Annotated in this window: 15 protein-coding genes; 4 read left to right on the top strand and 11 right to left on the bottom strand. The window is 71.6% G+C overall.

Annotation, left to right across the window (positions count from 1 at the left end; genetic code table 11):
* Nucleotides 1-5: 5 nt before the first annotated feature.
* From N790_RS05825 to N790_RS05840, 4 genes are read right to left on the bottom strand one after another with little or no spacing between them, the layout of a single operon-like run.
* Complete coding sequence (locus tag N790_RS05825) at nt 6-872, bottom strand: ATP-grasp domain-containing protein (RefSeq protein WP_043801961.1); 867 nt, start codon at nt 870-872, stop codon at nt 6-8.
* Entirely contained in the window at nt 869-1,591 is a 723-nt protein-coding gene (locus N790_RS05830; protein WP_052385724.1) for a class I SAM-dependent methyltransferase, read from the bottom strand. The genes N790_RS05825 and N790_RS05830 overlap by 4 nt, the downstream gene beginning before the upstream one ends.
* Nucleotides 1,588-2,619, bottom strand: a complete 1,032-nt coding sequence (locus N790_RS15190) for an ATP-grasp domain-containing protein (RefSeq protein WP_052385725.1) — start codon at nt 2,617-2,619, stop codon at nt 1,588-1,590. Before N790_RS15190 ends, N790_RS05830 begins: the two co-directional genes overlap by 4 nt.
* 11 nt (nt 2,620-2,630) lie before the next feature.
* Nucleotides 2,631-4,238 (bottom strand): electron transfer flavoprotein-ubiquinone oxidoreductase, encoded by a 1,608-nt coding sequence (locus N790_RS05840; protein ID WP_043801964.1) that lies wholly within the window; start codon nt 4,236-4,238, stop codon nt 2,631-2,633.
* A gap of 100 nt (nt 4,239-4,338) precedes the next feature.
* Here N790_RS05840 and N790_RS05845 point away from each other — a divergent pair, with 100 nt between their 5' ends.
* Both N790_RS05845 and N790_RS05850 read left to right on the top strand, forming a co-directional pair.
* Nucleotides 4,339-5,685 (top strand): amidase, encoded by a 1,347-nt coding sequence (locus N790_RS05845; RefSeq protein ID WP_043801966.1) that lies wholly within the window; start codon nt 4,339-4,341, stop codon nt 5,683-5,685.
* 46 nt (nt 5,686-5,731) lie between these two features.
* On the top strand, nt 5,732-6,316 hold the full coding sequence (locus N790_RS05850) for an alpha-ketoglutarate-dependent dioxygenase AlkB family protein (RefSeq protein WP_084062696.1): 585 nt from the start codon (nt 5,732-5,734) through the stop codon (nt 6,314-6,316).
* Here the strand turns inward: N790_RS05850 and N790_RS05855 are convergent.
* Genes N790_RS05855 through N790_RS05870 form a run of 4 tightly spaced genes read right to left on the bottom strand, consistent with a single transcriptional unit; the run spans nt 6,285 to nt 9,748 of the window.
* Nucleotides 6,285-6,920, bottom strand: coding sequence for an ABC-type transport auxiliary lipoprotein family protein (locus N790_RS05855; protein WP_043801968.1), 636 nt, complete (start codon nt 6,918-6,920; stop codon nt 6,285-6,287). The genes N790_RS05850 and N790_RS05855 overlap by 32 nt on opposite strands.
* A complete protein-coding gene (locus N790_RS05860) occupies nt 6,917-7,840 on the bottom strand; it encodes an MlaD family protein (RefSeq protein WP_043801970.1) in 924 nt (307 codons plus the stop codon). Before N790_RS05860 ends, N790_RS05855 begins: the two co-directional genes overlap by 4 nt.
* Before the next feature lies 1 nt (nt 7,841).
* On the bottom strand, nt 7,842-8,642 hold the full coding sequence (locus N790_RS05865; protein WP_043801973.1) for an ABC transporter ATP-binding protein: 801 nt from the start codon (nt 8,640-8,642) through the stop codon (nt 7,842-7,844).
* Entirely contained in the window at nt 8,639-9,748 is a 1,110-nt protein-coding gene (locus tag N790_RS05870; RefSeq protein WP_043801974.1) for an MlaE family ABC transporter permease, read from the bottom strand. The genes N790_RS05865 and N790_RS05870 overlap by 4 nt, the downstream gene beginning before the upstream one ends.
* 107 nt (nt 9,749-9,855) lie before the next feature.
* On the opposite strand from N790_RS05870, the gene N790_RS05875 reads away from it, so the two are divergent.
* Nucleotides 9,856-11,115: a threonine/serine exporter family protein gene (locus N790_RS05875; RefSeq protein ID WP_043801975.1), complete on the top strand. Its 1,260-nt coding sequence runs from the start codon at nt 9,856-9,858 to the stop codon at nt 11,113-11,115.
* 7 nt (nt 11,116-11,122) lie between these two features.
* Here N790_RS05875 and N790_RS05880 read toward each other — a convergent pair whose 3' ends face one another.
* The 3 genes from N790_RS05880 to N790_RS15195 all read right to left on the bottom strand — a co-directional run bounded on the left by N790_RS05880 (nt 11,123) and on the right by N790_RS15195 (nt 13,783).
* Nucleotides 11,123-11,500 (bottom strand): H-NS histone family protein, encoded by a 378-nt coding sequence (locus N790_RS05880; RefSeq protein WP_043801977.1) that lies wholly within the window; start codon nt 11,498-11,500, stop codon nt 11,123-11,125.
* Between the two features lie 117 nt (nt 11,501-11,617).
* Nucleotides 11,618-13,318, bottom strand: a complete 1,701-nt coding sequence (locus N790_RS05885) for a proline--tRNA ligase (protein ID WP_043801979.1) — start codon at nt 13,316-13,318, stop codon at nt 11,618-11,620.
* 66 nt (nt 13,319-13,384) lie between these two features.
* Nucleotides 13,385-13,783 (bottom strand): hypothetical protein, encoded by a 399-nt coding sequence (locus N790_RS15195; protein ID WP_052385726.1) that lies wholly within the window; start codon nt 13,781-13,783, stop codon nt 13,385-13,387.
* Nucleotides 13,784-13,884: 101 nt separating this feature from the next.
* Here N790_RS15195 and pssA point away from each other — a divergent pair, with 101 nt between their 5' ends.
* Entirely contained in the window at nt 13,885-14,649 is a 765-nt protein-coding gene (gene pssA / locus N790_RS05895; RefSeq protein WP_043801980.1) for a CDP-diacylglycerol--serine O-phosphatidyltransferase, read from the top strand.
* Nucleotides 14,650-14,817: the final 168 nt, after the last annotated feature.

Here is a 14,817-nt window from a genome sequence, read left to right on the forward strand (position 1 = left end):
CGCTCCTACGGGGGGCTGGCGAGTTTTTCGGCCAGGACCTGCGCGAAGCGCGCGCCCGCGCCCTTGCCGTAGGGCAGGAACACCGAAGGTTCGGTGAGCTCCAGTTCCAGCAGCTGCGGGCCGGTGGGCGAGGGCAGCAGGTCGACGCGGGCGTACGCCAGCGGGCCGAAGGGCAGGGCGGCCAGCACCTTCGCGGCCACCTCGCGCTCCTGCGCGGACGGTTCGCGCGGCTGGATGTGTTCGTCCTTGAATAGCGCCCGCGTCGGCTCTTCGCCGCGCTTCAGCAGCGGTGCCTTGCGGATGGCGTGGCTGAACTCGCCACCAAAGAACAGCAGCGCGGTTTCGCCCTGCTCGTCCACCGCGCGCAGGTAGGGCTGCACCAGCACGTGCCGGCCTTCGCCGAGCAGGCGCGCGGCGTGCGCAATGGCCGCGGGGCGGTCGGCACGCAGGTAGCGTTTCGCATCACGCGAACCGGCGCCGATGGTGGGCTTGACCACGAATTCCTCGAGGTCGGGCAGGCTGGCCGGGTCGTCGCCCGGGGCAAGGAAGTGGCTTTCGATCACCGGCACGCCGGCCTTCGCCAGCTCGCCGAGGTAGCGCTTGTCGGTGTTCCAGCGCACGACGTCCGGCGGGTTCCACAAGCGCGTGAGTTTGGCCACGCGTTCGCACCAGGCCAGGAATTCCGGCAGGCGGTCCACGTAGTCCCAGGGCGAGCGCAGCAGCACCGCGTCGAAGCGGGCCCAGCTCACCGTCGGGTCGTCCCAGGCCACCACCTGGGCGTCGATGCCGGCCGCCGCGCAGGCCTGGCGCAGCGGGACGAGGTCGTCGTCGAGCGCGAAGGCCGCGATGGCGGTGGCGAGCGCCAGCTTCACGACTGGCCGGGAACGAGGATGTCCACGTAGAGCAGGCGCCAGCGCAGCGAAACGCCGTCGGGGCCGGCATCCACGCCGACCTGGTCGCGCAGCGCGGCCAGCAGCTCGCGCGGGTCATGGCCGCTGAGCCCGAACAGCTGCGCGCAGAATCCCAGCATCGCGGCCTCGTCGGGGAAACGCCAGGGCGTGGCGACCTCGGCGCAGTGCTGCACCTCTCCCAGCGCGGCGTAGTCGGCGGCGCGCGGCGAGAGGTACATGCCCTGGTGGCCGGTCTGGTTGTAGCGGCCGACGAAGCCGTCGAGGAATGCGCCCAGCGGCGAACCGGCCGGCACGTCGCCCACGTGCAGCAGGCCGCCGGGTTTCACCCGCGTGGCCAGCTCGCGCAGGAAGCCGGGCTGGTCGTCGATGTGGTGCAGCGCGGCCAGGCAGACGGCGCGGTCGTAGGGTTCCGGGTCGGCTTCGCGCGAAGGCAGGCCCACCGGGATGCCGGCGGCGAAGCCGTCGGTGAGTTCGTAGCCGACCACGCGCGCCTTGCCTTCGAGGTGCTTCGCCAGGTAACCGCCGCCGGACGGGAAGTCGAGCACGCGTTCGCCCGCGGCCAGCGGCCGGCGCGCGAACAGGGCGTCGAACTCGGCGTCGCGCGCGTGCGGCCAGGCCATCATGGCCGCGTGGTAAAGGTCACCGCGGGCGGCGAAGATTTCCGGGTAGGTCAGGTTCATTGCCGCGTACCCGCGGGGGCGTGGCGCCAACGGCCGGGGTTCTCGAGCAGCGACTCCAGGCTGCGGCGGATGCGCGCGATCACCCCCGCCCAGCGCGGTTCCTGCGGGTTGGAGTCGTGCAGCACGTTCATGGTGGCGTTGGCCTCGAACACCAGCAGGCGGCCGTCCGGCAGCAGGCTGGCGTCGATGCCGAAGTAGTCCAGGCCCAGCGCGTCGGCGATCGCCAGCACGCGGTCACGCAGCAGGGGCAGCAGGCCCTGGTCGAAACCTTCCAGCTCCTGCAGCTCGCGTTCGAGCAGCTCGGCGCGCGGCACGCGGCTGTCCGCGTGCACCAGCCAGTCGGCCGCGGGGATGTGGTGGCGCAGGAAGACCTCGCGGCCCACCACCACCAGGCGCATCTTGCGGTACAGGCCGTCGTCGCCGCGGAAGTCCACGAACTCGGTCACGTAGATCGGGCGGCCGCCCCAGGGCAGGTCGCGCAGCGCGGCGCGCAGGTCTTCCGGGCGATCCACCTTGGTCAGGTCCTTGCCGCCGTGGTCGCCGGCGACGCGCAGCAGCAGCGGCCAGGCCAGGCCCGCGCGGGCGATGGCTTCGCCCAGCTCGGCCGGCTCGTCGATGCGCAGGCGCAGCGTGCGCGGCATGCACAGGCCGTCGATGCCGGCCAGCCGCTCCGACACCAGGTCGCGGCGCGTGCCCTGGATGGCGGCGGGGTGGTTGAAGCAGTTGGCCTGGGTCTTGGCCACGACGGCCTCGATGGTGCGCAGCGCCACCGAGCAGCGGTGCGGCTCGGTGACGGCGTTCACCAGCGGACGCCCGGGCTCGACCTCGTCCACCGTCGTGGTCAGGCGCGGGCCGCAGTAGATGGGCTGGAACCAGGGGCCGCGGCTGCGGTCGAGGTAGCCGACGAAATTGAGGTTGCCGGGGAAGGACACCTGCGGGCCCGGCTTGCCGGGCTGGAAGTAGATCTGGGCCATTCCGTCGTCGGGAATGCCGAACATCAGGGGAAGCGGGGTGCGGGTGGCGTTCATGCGGCCTTTTTTCAGAGGTTCTGGTAGTTCGGACCCGAGCCGCCTTCCGGCGTCACCCAGGTGATGATCTGGTACGGGTCCTTGATGTCGCAGGTCTTGCAGTGCACGCAGTTGGCGGCGTTGATCTGCAGGCGCTTGCCCTGCTCGTCCTGCACGATCTCGTACACGCCCGCCGGGCAGAAGCGCTGGCAGGGGTTGCCGTATTCCTCGGCGCACTTCGTGACGCAGATGTCGGTGTTCGACACCTTCAGGTGCACCGGCTGGTCCTCGTCGTGCTCGGTGGCGGCGAAGTACACGCCGGCCAGGCGGTCGCGCGGGGCCAGCGTGCGCTCGACGTAGTCGCGCCTGGGCTTTTCGGCCTCGGCCAGTTTCTGCAGCGAATTCCAGTCGGGCTTGCAGCGCCAGGTCCAGGGCGACAGGCCGGCGGTGGCGGTTTCCCAGGCCGAGTTGACCAGGCCGAACCACAGGCCCTTCTTGAAGCCGGGCTTGATGTTGCGGACCTTCTTCAGTTCGGCCATCACCGGCGAGGCGCGCAGCTTCGCGTCGAAGCCGGCGGCGGCGGGGGCTTCCTGCGCGGCCAGGTGTTCGGCCGCCAGCATGCCGCTGCGGATGGCCTGGTGCGTGCCCTTCACCTTGGGCACGTTGAGCAGGCCGGCGGTGTCGCCGATGAGCAGCGCGCCGGGCATCTCCACCTTCGGCAGCGACTGCCAGCCACCGGTGACGATGGCGCGCGCGCCGGCGCTGAGGATGGTGCCGCCTTCGAGCAGCGGCTTCACCAGCGGGTGGTGCTTGAACTGCTGGAAGGCTTCGTACGGCTGGTACTCCGGGTCGCGGTAGTCCAGGCCCGAAACGTAGCCGATGGCCACGCGGTCGTCGGCCAGGTGGTAGATGAAGCTGCCGCCGTAGGTCATCGAATCGGCCGGCCAGCCGAAGCTGTGGAAGATCTTGCCCGGCTTGGCGCGGCCCGGCGGCAGCTGCCAGAGTTCCTTGATGCCGATCGAATAGTTCTGCGGGTCGGATTCGGCGTCGAGGCCGAACTTGCGGATGAGCTGCTTGGTCAGGTGGCCGCGCGCGCCTTCGGCCAGCACGGTCACCTTGGCCAGGATGTCGATGCCCTGGGTGTAGCCGGGCTTGTGCGACCCGTCCTTGGCCACGCCCATGTCGCCGATGCGCACGCCGCAGACGGCGCCGGCCTCGTCGAACAGCGGCTCGGCGGCGGCGAAGCCCGGGTAGATCTCCACGCCCAGGGCCTCGGCCTGCGGCGCCAGCCAGGCGCACATCGCGCCCAGCGAGACGATGAAGTTGCCGTGGTTGGCCATGCCCGGCGGGATGACCGGGAACTTGGTGCCGCCGGTTTTCGTGAGGAACCAGAATTCGTCTTCGGCGGCGGGCACGCACACCGGCGGCGGGGCGTCGCGCCAGCCGGGCAGCAGCTCGTCCAGCGGGCCGGGTTCGATGACCGCGCCCGAGAGGATGTGGGCGCCGATGGTGGACGCCTTCTCGATCACGCAGACCGAGAGTTCGGGTTTGAGCTGCTTGAGCCGGATCGCGAACGACAGGCCCGCCGGGCCGGCGCCCACGGTCACCACGTCGTATTCCATCACGTCACGTTCACTCATTGCCCAAGCTCCATACGCTGATGTCCGGATTGTCCCGGTTTGCCCGCGGGCGGGCAATCAAGGACACTCGGCGGCAGTCCCGCCACGGAATGCGACACGCATGACCGCCAGCCCCGACGCCCTGCGCCAGGCCCCGCTCTATCGCGTGCTGCACGCCCTCGCCAAGGGCGAGACCAGCAGCGAGGCGCTGACCGGCGCCTGCCTGGCCGCCATCGCCCGCGACGGCCACCTCAACGCCTGGACCTGGGTGGACGCCGCCGGCGCGCTGGCCGCCGCCCGCGCCAGCGACGACCGCCGCGCCGAGGGCAAGCCGCTGGGCCGCCTGGACGGCGTGCCCATCGCCGTGACCGACGCCTTCGACATCGCCGGCATGCCCACCAGCCTGGGCCTGCCCGGCCACCCCGGCCTGGCCGAACAGGACGCGCACGTGGTGCGGCGCCTGCGCGGCGCCGGCGCGGTGTTCCTGGGCAAGACCAACCTCGACGAAGCCGCCTTCGGCACCGTCGGCCGCAACCCGCACTTCGGCGACGTGCGCAACCCGGTGCTGCCCGACCGCGCCGCCGGCGGCGCCTCGGGTGGTTCGGCCGCGGCCCTGGCCGCCGGCCACGCCGTGGTGGCGCTGGGCACCGACACCCTGGGCGCCACCCGCATTCCCGCCGCCTTCTGCGGCCTGGTGGGGCACAAGCCCACGCTGGGCGAACTGAGCGCGCGCGGCATGGCGCCGGCGCTGCGCCGCCTGGACTGCCCGGGCCTGCTGGCCCGCGCGGTGCAGGACATCGGCCTGGTGCTGCCGGTGCTGGCCGGCTACGACGCCGGCGACCCGCGCTCGCGCAAGCGCCGCGTGCCGCTGGCCCCGCCCGACTGGGTGCCGGGCGAACTCAAGGCCGGCGTGGTCGCCGACCTGTCCGCGCTGGGGGTGGACGCCGCGGTGGTGGAGAACTTCAGCGCCGTGATGGCGCGCGTGGCCGCGGTGTTCGGCAGCGCGCTGCCGGTGGCGCTGGAAATCGCCCCGCTGGAAGTGGCCGCCACCCGCCGCGCCGCGCTGCTGCTGATGGAAGCCGAAATCCTGGCGGCGCACGAAGCGCGCCTGGGCGGGGCGTCCACCCGCCTGCGCTGGCTGCTCGACTTCGCCCTGCGCAAGAGCGCGGCCGACGCGGCCCGCGCGCATCGCCGCCTGGACGGCCACGTGGTGCAGGTGCGGCGCCTGTTCGAACAGTTCGACGTGCTGCTGCTGCCCACCGTGGCCTCGCCGCCGCCGGCCTGGGGCGCCGAGGAACCGGCGAACCTGGCCGACCTTACCGCGCTGGCCTCGCTGGCCGGCTGCCCGGCCCTGAGCCTGCCGCTGCCCGGCGGCCTGGGCCTGCAGCTCGTCGGCGCGCCCGGCAGCGACCTGCGCCTGATCGAACTCGCCGGCATCCTCGCCTCCGTCGCCGACACCGGCGAGTAGTTGCGCTGCGCCCTGATCCGCGTTCAAGACCCAACACTGCGCGTCCTTGGCCGAACCGATTCTCCCCGACGGAACTGCACTGATCCCGGGCTGGCTGCCGGCCGATGAGGCGAACCGGTTGTTCGAGGCGCTGATGGCGCAGGTGGCGTGGGAGACGCACCGGATACGGATGTTCGGGCGGATGGTGGATTCGCCGCGGCTGAGCTGCTGGATCGGCGACCCGGGCGCCAGTTACGTGTATTCGCGGGTGCGCTTCGAACCGCGGCCCTGGCCGCAAGCGCTGGCGGCGCTGCGGCCGCGCATCGACGCCGCCGCCGGCGTGGCCATGAACAGCGTGCTGGCCAACCTCTACCGCGACGGCCGCGACGCCATGGGCTGGCACAGCGACGACGAGCCCGAACTGGGCCCGCGCCCGGTGATCGCGTCGCTCAGCCTGGGCGGCACGCGCCGCTTCGCCTTCCGGCACCGCCACGACCCGGCGCGCAAGCACGCCATCGACCTGCCGCACGGCAGCCTGCTGCTGATGGCCGGCGACACCCAGGCCGAGTGGAAACACGCGCTGCCGCGCACCGCCAGGCCGGTGCCGGCGCGCATCAACCTTACTTTCCGGCGGATCCTTCCTTCGCCGTGACCACGCGCTGGCCCTCGGCCAGGGTCCAGCCCACGACCTCCTGCGACAGCTGCGTCATGGCCTGGCCGAAGGCCGCCACCACCGGCTCGATCTGCTCGCCCTGGCTGGGCACCACCACCCGGAAGCGCTTCGCGCTGACCCCGCCTTGGCCGCGCAGGGCCACCAGCCGCGCCTGCAGCTCGACCACCACCTCGGGCCGGCCGCCGGCATAGACGGTTTCGAAGGCGCGCAGCTCGGTGAACAGCCCGAAGTCGCCGCGCGTACCGCCGAAGCGGCCCACCGCGGCGATGCGGCCGGAGTCCTCGAAGGCCTGCACCAGCGCCGTCTGCAGCAGCTCCGGCGCGCTGTCGGCCCAGCGCGCGCCCTTGTAGGTCTGCAGGCGGTCGGGCGCGGGGCGAACGGCGATGCGGGTGGAATCGAGCAGCTGGTGGGTGTCGGGCGTGGACACGCTGAGCTGCCAGTCCACCGCCGGCCAGGCCGGGTCGGCGGTGATGGCGGTGCGCGGCGCGAAGATCTGCACCTCGGCGGTGGGCCCGACGATGGAGCAGCCGGCCAGCGACAGCGCGGCGGCAAGGGCGAAAAGGCGCGGGGCGCGGCGGGTCATGGTTCGAACTCCTCGGGCTGTTCGCGGCCGAGCAGGTAGCCCGCCGGGTTGTTTTCAAGGCGGTCGGCCAGGTCGTCGATCTCGCGGATCAGCGAGCGCAGCTGGCGCATGGTGGGGCCCACCTGGCCCAGGCCGTCGCGGCTGAAGTCGGCGATGGCCTCGCGGTTGTCGCCCAGGATGGCGTCGGCGCTGCGGCTGGCCGATTCGAGCTGCGTCAGGGTGGCGTCGAGCTTGGTCACCAGCGCCGGCAGCTCCTGCACCACGCCCTGGTCGAGGTGGTTGATGGTGCGGTCGGCGCTGGCCAGCGTGGCGTCGAGCTTTTCGCTGGCGGCGCGGGCGTTGCGCACCAGCGCGGCGATCTCCTCGCGCTCCGCGGCCAGGGTGCCGGTGACCTGGTTGATCTGGTCGAGCGTGGCGGTGACGCGGGCGACGTTCTCCTCGCTCAGCAGCCGGTTCACGCGCTCGACGATCTCGTTGGCGGTGGCGGCGATGTTCTTCAGCGCCGACGGTTCGCTCTGGATCACCGGCACGTCCTTGCCGCGGCCGCCCTCCAGCGCCGGCGCGCCCGGGCTGCCGCCGGTGAGCTGGATCACCGCCACGCCGGTGAGGCCGGTCATGGTGAGCTTGGCACGGGTGTCGGTGCGCACCGGGGTATCGGCCGACAGGCGGATGCGCGCCACCACCTTGCGCGGGTCGTCCTTCATCAGCGACAGCGCGCGCACTTCGCCGACGCTGATGCCCGAATACAGCACTTGGCTGCCGGTGCTCAGGCCGGTCACGGCTTCCTGGAAGACCACGTCGTATTCGCCGTAGGCCTTCTCGGTGGTGTACTTGGCGATCCACAGCGCGAACAGCACCGCGAACAGGCATACCGCCAGCGTGAAGGCGCCGATCAACACATGGTTGGCGCGGGTTTCCATCTCAAGCCTCCTTGGCCAGGGCGGCCTGCGCGGCGCGTCCGCGCGGGCCGTGGAAATACTCTTGCACCCACGGGTGGTCGAATCGCTCGACTTCGGCCAGCGGGGCGTTGACCAGCACGCGCTTGTCGGCCAGCACCGCGACGCGGTCGCAGATGGCGTAGAGCGTGTCGAGGTCGTGGGTGATCAGGAACACGGTGAGCCCCAGCGCGCGCTGCAGCGTGCGGATGAGCTCGTCGAAGGCGGCGGCGCCGATCGGGTCGAGGCCGGCGGTGGGTTCGTCCAGGAAGAGCAGGGCGGGGTCGAGCGCCAGCGCGCGGGCGATGCCGGCGCGCTTGCGCATGCCGCCCGAGAGCTGCGAGGGCAGCTTGGCGCCGGCGTCCTCGCCCAGGCCGGCCATGCGGATCTTGAGCATGGCCAGGTCGTGCACCATGTCCTCGGGCAGCTCCGGGTAGTGCTCTTTCAGCGGCACCGAGACGTTTTCGGCCACGGTGAGCGAAGAGAACAGCGCGCCGTTCTGGAACAGCACGCCGGTGTTGCGCTCGATGATGCCGTGGGCGCGCGCGCGGTCGCTGAGCGCGTCCACGCCCAGCACCTCGATGCTGCCGCCCTGGGGTTCGCGCAGGCCCAGGATGGCGCGCATCAGCACCGACTTGCCGGTGCCGGAGCCGCCGACCACGCCGATGATCTCGCCGCGGCGGACGTCGAGGTCGAGGTTTTCGTGCACCACCTGCTCGCCGAAGGTGTTGCGCAGGCCGCGCACGCGGATGGCCGGGCCGTCGCCGGCGGGCAGTTCGTCGCTCACCAGTCCATCTCCATGAAGAACATGGCGGCGAAGGCGTCGAGCAGGATCACCAGCGAAATGGTCTGCACGACGCTGGAGGTGGTGCGCTCGCCCACCGACTCGGCCGTGCCCTTGACCTGGAAGCCCTCCAGGCAGCCGATGAGCGCGATGACCACCGCGAACACCGGTGCCTTCGACACGCCCACCCAGAAATGCCGCAGCTCGGTGGTTTCCTGCAGGCGGGCCAGGAACATGTCCGGGCTCATGCCCAGGCTGGCCACGCTCACCGCCATGCCGCCGGCGATGCCCGCGACCATGGCCAGGAAGGTGAGCAGCGGCAGCATCACCAGCAGCGCCACCAAGCGCGGCAGCACCAGCAGTTCCACCGGGTCCAGGCCCAGGGTGCGGATGGCGTCGATCTCCTCGCCGCTCTGCATGGCGCCTATTTGCGCGGTGAAGGCGCTGGCGGTGCGGCCGGCCAGCAGGATGGCGGTGAGCAGGACGGCGAATTCGCGCAGGAAGGCGATGCCCACCAGTTCGACCACGAAGATCTCGGCGCCGAAGTCGCGCAGCACCGTGGCGCCCAGGAAGGCGATGACCGCGCCGACCATGAAGCTCAGCAGCACCACCAGCGGCACCGCGTCGAGGCCCACCTGCTCCATGTGGTGGATGGTGGGCGTGGCGCGGAAGCGGGCGGGGCGCAGCAGCACGCCCAGCGCGGTCTTGAGGGTCAGTCCCAGGAAACCGACCAGGGCCAGCACCTCGCGGGTGTAGTCCTCGACCGCGAAGCCCATGCGGGCCAGCATTTCCTGCACGCCGTAGTCCTTGCGGACCACGCGCGGCGGGTTTTCGCAGATGGCGCGCACCGTCTCGGTGAGCGGCCGGTGCTCGGGTTTCACTTCCACCGTGGCCAGGCCCAGGCCGACCTTCACCGCGTAGCGCGAGAGCATCATGGCGCCGGCGGAATCGAGCCGGCGGATGTCGCGGCCGTCGATGTCGTCGGCCGAGGCCGGCGCCGCCTCGATCAGCGCCAGCAGCTGGGCGGCGTTGGCGAGGGTCCAGTCGCCGCGGGCGCTGAGGATGCCCGGGTGGCGTTCGCTGGTGTCGATGCGTGGCGCTTCGCTCATTGCGCGGGGGCGCGTCCGTCGGGGCCAGCGCAGAGCATAGCCGGCGCGGCGGCCCGGCGTGAAATCCGGCTGCGCCCGCGCGGCGGCCTGTGCCATGCTTCCGGCCCATGAACGCCCCCGTCCTCACCAGCCAGGCGACCTACGAGGCCCAGGCGAACTTCGTGGCCGAACTGGCCACGCGCCTGCACGTGTACGGCACCACCGCCCAGCGCCTCGAGGCCGCGGTGGAGGCGGTGGCGCACCGGCTGGGGCTGGACTGCGAGATCTTCTCCAACCCCACCGGCATGATCCTGAGCTTCGCCGACCCGGTGCGTGGCCAGCACAACGGCATCACCCGCGTGATCCGGCTCGACCCGGGCGAACAGAACCTGGCCCGGCTGGCCGCCACCGACGCCATCGCCGAAGACGTGCTGGCCGGCCGCCTGGCCCCGGCCGACGGCCTGGCCGCGCTCAAGGCGCTCGACCGCCCCGGCACGCGCCGGATGCAGGCGCTGGCGGCCTTCAGCTTCGGCCTGTCGGCGGCGGCGGTGGCGGCGCTGCTGGGCGCGGGCCTGGCGGGCGTGGTCACGTCCGGCGTGATCGGCCTGGTCATCGGCGTGATGGCGGTGCTGGCTGGCGGCCGGCCGCGGCTGGGCGAGGCGCTGGAGGCCATCGCCGCGATGGTGGCGACGCTGCTGGCGGCGGCGGTGGCCACCTTCATCGAGCCGCTGTCGTTCAAGACGGTCATCGTGGCCTCGCTGATCGTGCTGATGCCGGGCCTGATGCTGACCAACGCCGTGAGCGAGCTGTCGGCCCAGCACCTGGTGTCGGGCACGGCGCGTTTCGCCGGCGCGCTGATGATCCTGATGAAGCTCACCTTCGGCACCGTGGCCGCCATGCAGGTGGTGCGGCTGCTGGGCTGGGTGCCGCAGGAGGCGGCGGCGCAGCCGCTGCCGGTGGTGGCCGAGCTGGCGGCGCTGGGCGTGGCGGCGTTCGCGTTCGCGGTGCTGTTCCAGGCCTCGCGGCGCGACTACCCGCTGGTGATGGGTTCGGTGCTGCTGGGCTACGCGCTCACCCGCCTGGGCGGCGAGGTGCTGGGCCTGGCCTCGGAAAACTTCGCCGGCGGCGCCTTCTTCGCCGGCATGGGCGTGGCGGCGCTGAGCAATGTCTACGGCCGCTGGCGCAACCGCCCGGGCGCGCTGGTGCGCGTGCCCGGCATCATCCTGCTGGTGCCGGGCAGCGTGGGTTTCCGCAGCCTCAACTTCGTGATGGAGCGCGACGTGATCCTTGGCCTGGACACCGCCTTCGCCCTGCTCTCGGCGCTGATCGCGCTGGTGGCGGGGCTGCTGTTCGGCAACCTGCTGGTGCCGTCGCGGCGGAATATCTGACCCGCCCTTACTTCGCGATGGCGAAGTCCTCGAGCTTGCGGCCGCGGGCGAGTTCGGCGGCGAGCCACTTGGGCGGCATGCCGCGGCCGGCCCAGGTCTGGGTGGGGTCGGCGGGGTTGCGGTACTTCGGCGGCACCTTGGCGCCCTTGGCGGCGGACTTGCGCGCCGGGGCCTTCTTCGCGGCCACGCCGGCCTTTTCGCGCACCATGCGGCCGGTGCCGAACAGCTCGTCCACGGTGTAACCCTCGGCCTTGGCCAGCGACACCAGCTTCTTGCGCACGGCGGCGATGGGCTTGCGCTTGGCCAGGGTCTTCTTGCGCTGGCTGGCCTTGGCGATCAGGGCCTGGAGTTCCTTGGCCGACAGGCCATCGAGGTTGATGCTCATGGGTTTCCTTGGGTTCCTGAAATGACAACGGGGTTTCCAGGCAGTTGCCCGGAAACCCCGATGGTAAACCCGTTGAAACCTTTCGCGAAACCCGCGGGCGGGTATCGCGCGGTTTTCTTACGCCAGCCCGAGGCGCTGCCACAGGGCGGCGCGGTCCAGGTTCTCGCTGTCGGCGGCGCGGCGGGCGCGGTATTCGAAGGTGCCGGCCTCGAGGCCGCGGCCCGACACCACCACGCGGTGCGGGATGCCGATCAGCTCGATGTCGCCGAACATCACGCCCGGGCGCAGGCCGCGGTCGTCGATGGCCACCTCCAGGCCGGCGGCCTGGAGCTCGGCGTAGAGCGCGTCGGCGGCTTCGACCACGGCCGGGTCGTTCTTCGGGTTGATGATGCACACCGCCACCTGCCAGGGCGCCATCGGCGCCGGCCAGCAGATGCCGTTGGCGTCGAAGTTCTGCTCGATGGCGGCGGCGACGATGCGCGACACGCCGATGCCGTAGCAGCCCATGTGCATGACCTGGGCCTTGCCCTCGGCGTCGAGCACGGTGGCCTTGAGCGCCTCGGCGTACTTCTGGCCGAGCTGGAACACGTGGCCCACCTCGATGCCGCGGGCAATGCGCAGCGTGCCCTTGCCGTCGGGCGAGGGGTCGCCCTCGACCACGTTGCGCAGGTCGGCCACCAGCGCCGGCTCGGGCAGGTCGCGGCCCCAGTTCACGCCGGCAAGGTGGAAACCCTTGCGATTGGCGCCGACGACGAAATCGGCCATGGCCGCCACGGTGCGGTCGGCGATGACGGTGATGGCCTTGGCGGGCTTCACCGGGCCGATGAAGCCGGGCTCGCAGCCCAGGTGCTCGTTGATCTCGGCCTCGGTCGCCAGGCGGAACTCGGCCAGGCCCGGCACCTTCGACAGCTTGATCTCGTTGACCACGTGGTCGCCGCGCACCAGCGCCAGCACGAAGCCCTGCTCGCCCACCACGGCCACCGACTTCACGGTGCGCGCCAGCGCGATGCCCATCAGCTTGGCGACTTCCTCGCAGGTGCGCTGCCAGGGCGTTTCGACCTCGCGCATGGCCTCGGCGGCGGCGGGGCGGGCGCCGGGCGCCATCGCCTCGGCCATCTCGACGTTGGCGGCGTAGTCGCTGCCATCGGAGAAGGCGATGGCGTCCTCGCCCGAGTCGGCCAGCACGTGGAACTCGTGCGAGGCGCTGCCGCCGATGGCGCCGGTGTCGGCGTTCACGGCGCGGAACACCAGGCCCAGGCGGGTGAAGATGCGCGAATAGGCGTCGTACATCGCCTGGTAGGTTTCGCGCAGGCTTTCGGTGCCCAGGTGGAAGGAGTAGGCGTCCTTCATCAGGAACTCGCGCGCGCGCATCACGCCGAAGCGCGGGCGGATCTCGTCGCGGAACTTGGTCTGGATCTGGTAGAAGTTCACCGGCAGCTGCTTGTAGCTGCGCAGCTCGTTGCGGGCGAAGTCGGTGACCACTTCCTCGTGGGTCGGGCCGTAGCAGAACTCGCCGTCCTTGCGGTCCCTGATCTTCAGCAGCTGGCCGCCGAACTTCTGCCAGCGGCCGGTTTCCTCCCACAGCTCGCGCGGCTGGATCGACGGCATCAGCATCTCGATGGCGCCGGCGCGGTCCATTTCCTCGCGCACGATGGCCTCCACCTTGCGCAGCACGCGCAGGCCCAGCGGGCTCCAGGTGTACAGGCCGGCGGCCAGCTTGCGGATCATGCCGGCGCGCAGCATCAGCTGGTGGCTGACGACTTCGGCGTCGGCGGGGGTTTCCTTGCTGGTGTTGAGGTGGAACTGGGAAAGACGCATCGGGGGAACCGGGCCGCTTGGGTGGGTCGGCCATTGTAACGGCCGCCCGGCCCCCCGTGGCGCGGCTTACTGGCCTTCGGCGGCCGGCGTGCAGTAGGCGTCGACCTGGCGCTTGGCCATGTCGCGGTTGCTGGCGCGCTCCTCGGCGCTCATTTCCTCGGGCTTGCCGTCGCCGTCGCGGTCGAACTGCACGCGCTTGTCGGAGGCCAGCAGCTCGTAGTTGGCCTTGGCGCGGTCGCAGGCCTGTTCGGCCGGGCTCTTGGCCGGGGCCTCGGCGGCGGCGGCCGGGGGCGCGTCGGGCTCGGAGGTGCCGACGCGGTGCGCCTTGGCGTCCTCGGTTTCGATCTGGGAATACACGGTCTCGCCCGACTTGCCCTTGGACTTGTAGACCGTGGTGTCCTCGGCGGAAACCAGGCCCGGCATCAGGGCGGCGGACAGGGCAAGCAGCAGGGCGTGGCGGGACATGGCGGGCCTCCGGGGGCGTTCGTGCGACCGTGATACCACCACCGCCCTGACCCCGCAAGGCGAGGCTATGGGCGGCTCCGGCGAGCCGCTACACTGGCGCCATGGAACCCACCGAAGACACCGGCCCGGCGCGTGGCCGCGGCATCTACCTGCTGCCCAACCTGCTGACCACGGGCGGGCTGTTTGCCGGGTTCTACGCCATCCTGGCCGCCGCCAGCGGCAACTTCGAGAACGCCTGCATCGCCGTGTTCGTGGCCGCCCTGTTCGACGGCCTGGACGGCCGGGTGGCCCGCATGACCGGCACCACCAGCGATTTCGGCGTGCAGTACGACTCCCTGGCCGACCTGGTGAGCTTCGGCATGGCGCCCTCGCTGGTGATGTACCACTGGGCCCTGGTGGGTTTCCGCGCCGACGGCCCGGTGCTGGCCAAGGTGGGCTGGGCCGCCGCCTTCCTGTACGCCGCCTGCGCCGCGCTGCGCCTGGCGCGCTTCAACACCCAGGTGGGTTCCACCGACAAGCGCTTCTTCATCGGCCTGGCCAGCCCGGCCGCGGCCGGCCTGGTGGTGTCCTTCGTCTGGGCCATGAACACCTTTGGCTACGGCGGCCAGGGCCTGCGCTGGCTGGCGCTGGGCGTCACGGTGGCGGCCGGCCTGCTGATGGTGAGCCGGGTGAAGTACTTCAGCTTCAAGGGGTTCCCGAAGGGCGGACGCGTGCCGTTTTTCGTGATGGCGCTGGTGGTGGTCACCATCGCCGTGCTGTTCATCGCCCAGGCCAAGGGCCTGTTCGCGCTGGCGCTGGCGTATGCGCTGTCGGGCCCGGCCTATGGCCTGTGGGTGCTGGCGCGCCGGAAGAAGGCCGCGGCATGAGCTGGAACCCGGCGCAGCGGGCCATGCTGTCGGCGATGGGCTACACGCTCTACCGCCCGGCCGGCGCGCCCGTCGCGGAGTCGCCGGCCGTGGCCGCCACCGGCGCCTTGCCCGAGGGCCCGCTGCTGAAGGCCCTGCGTCGCGCCGCGCGCCGCGACGACCTGGCGG

The sequence above is a fragment of the Arenimonas malthae CC-JY-1 genome, from assembly GCF_000747075.1.
GTDB classification, from domain to species: domain Bacteria; phylum Pseudomonadota; class Gammaproteobacteria; order Xanthomonadales; family Xanthomonadaceae; genus Arenimonas; species Arenimonas malthae.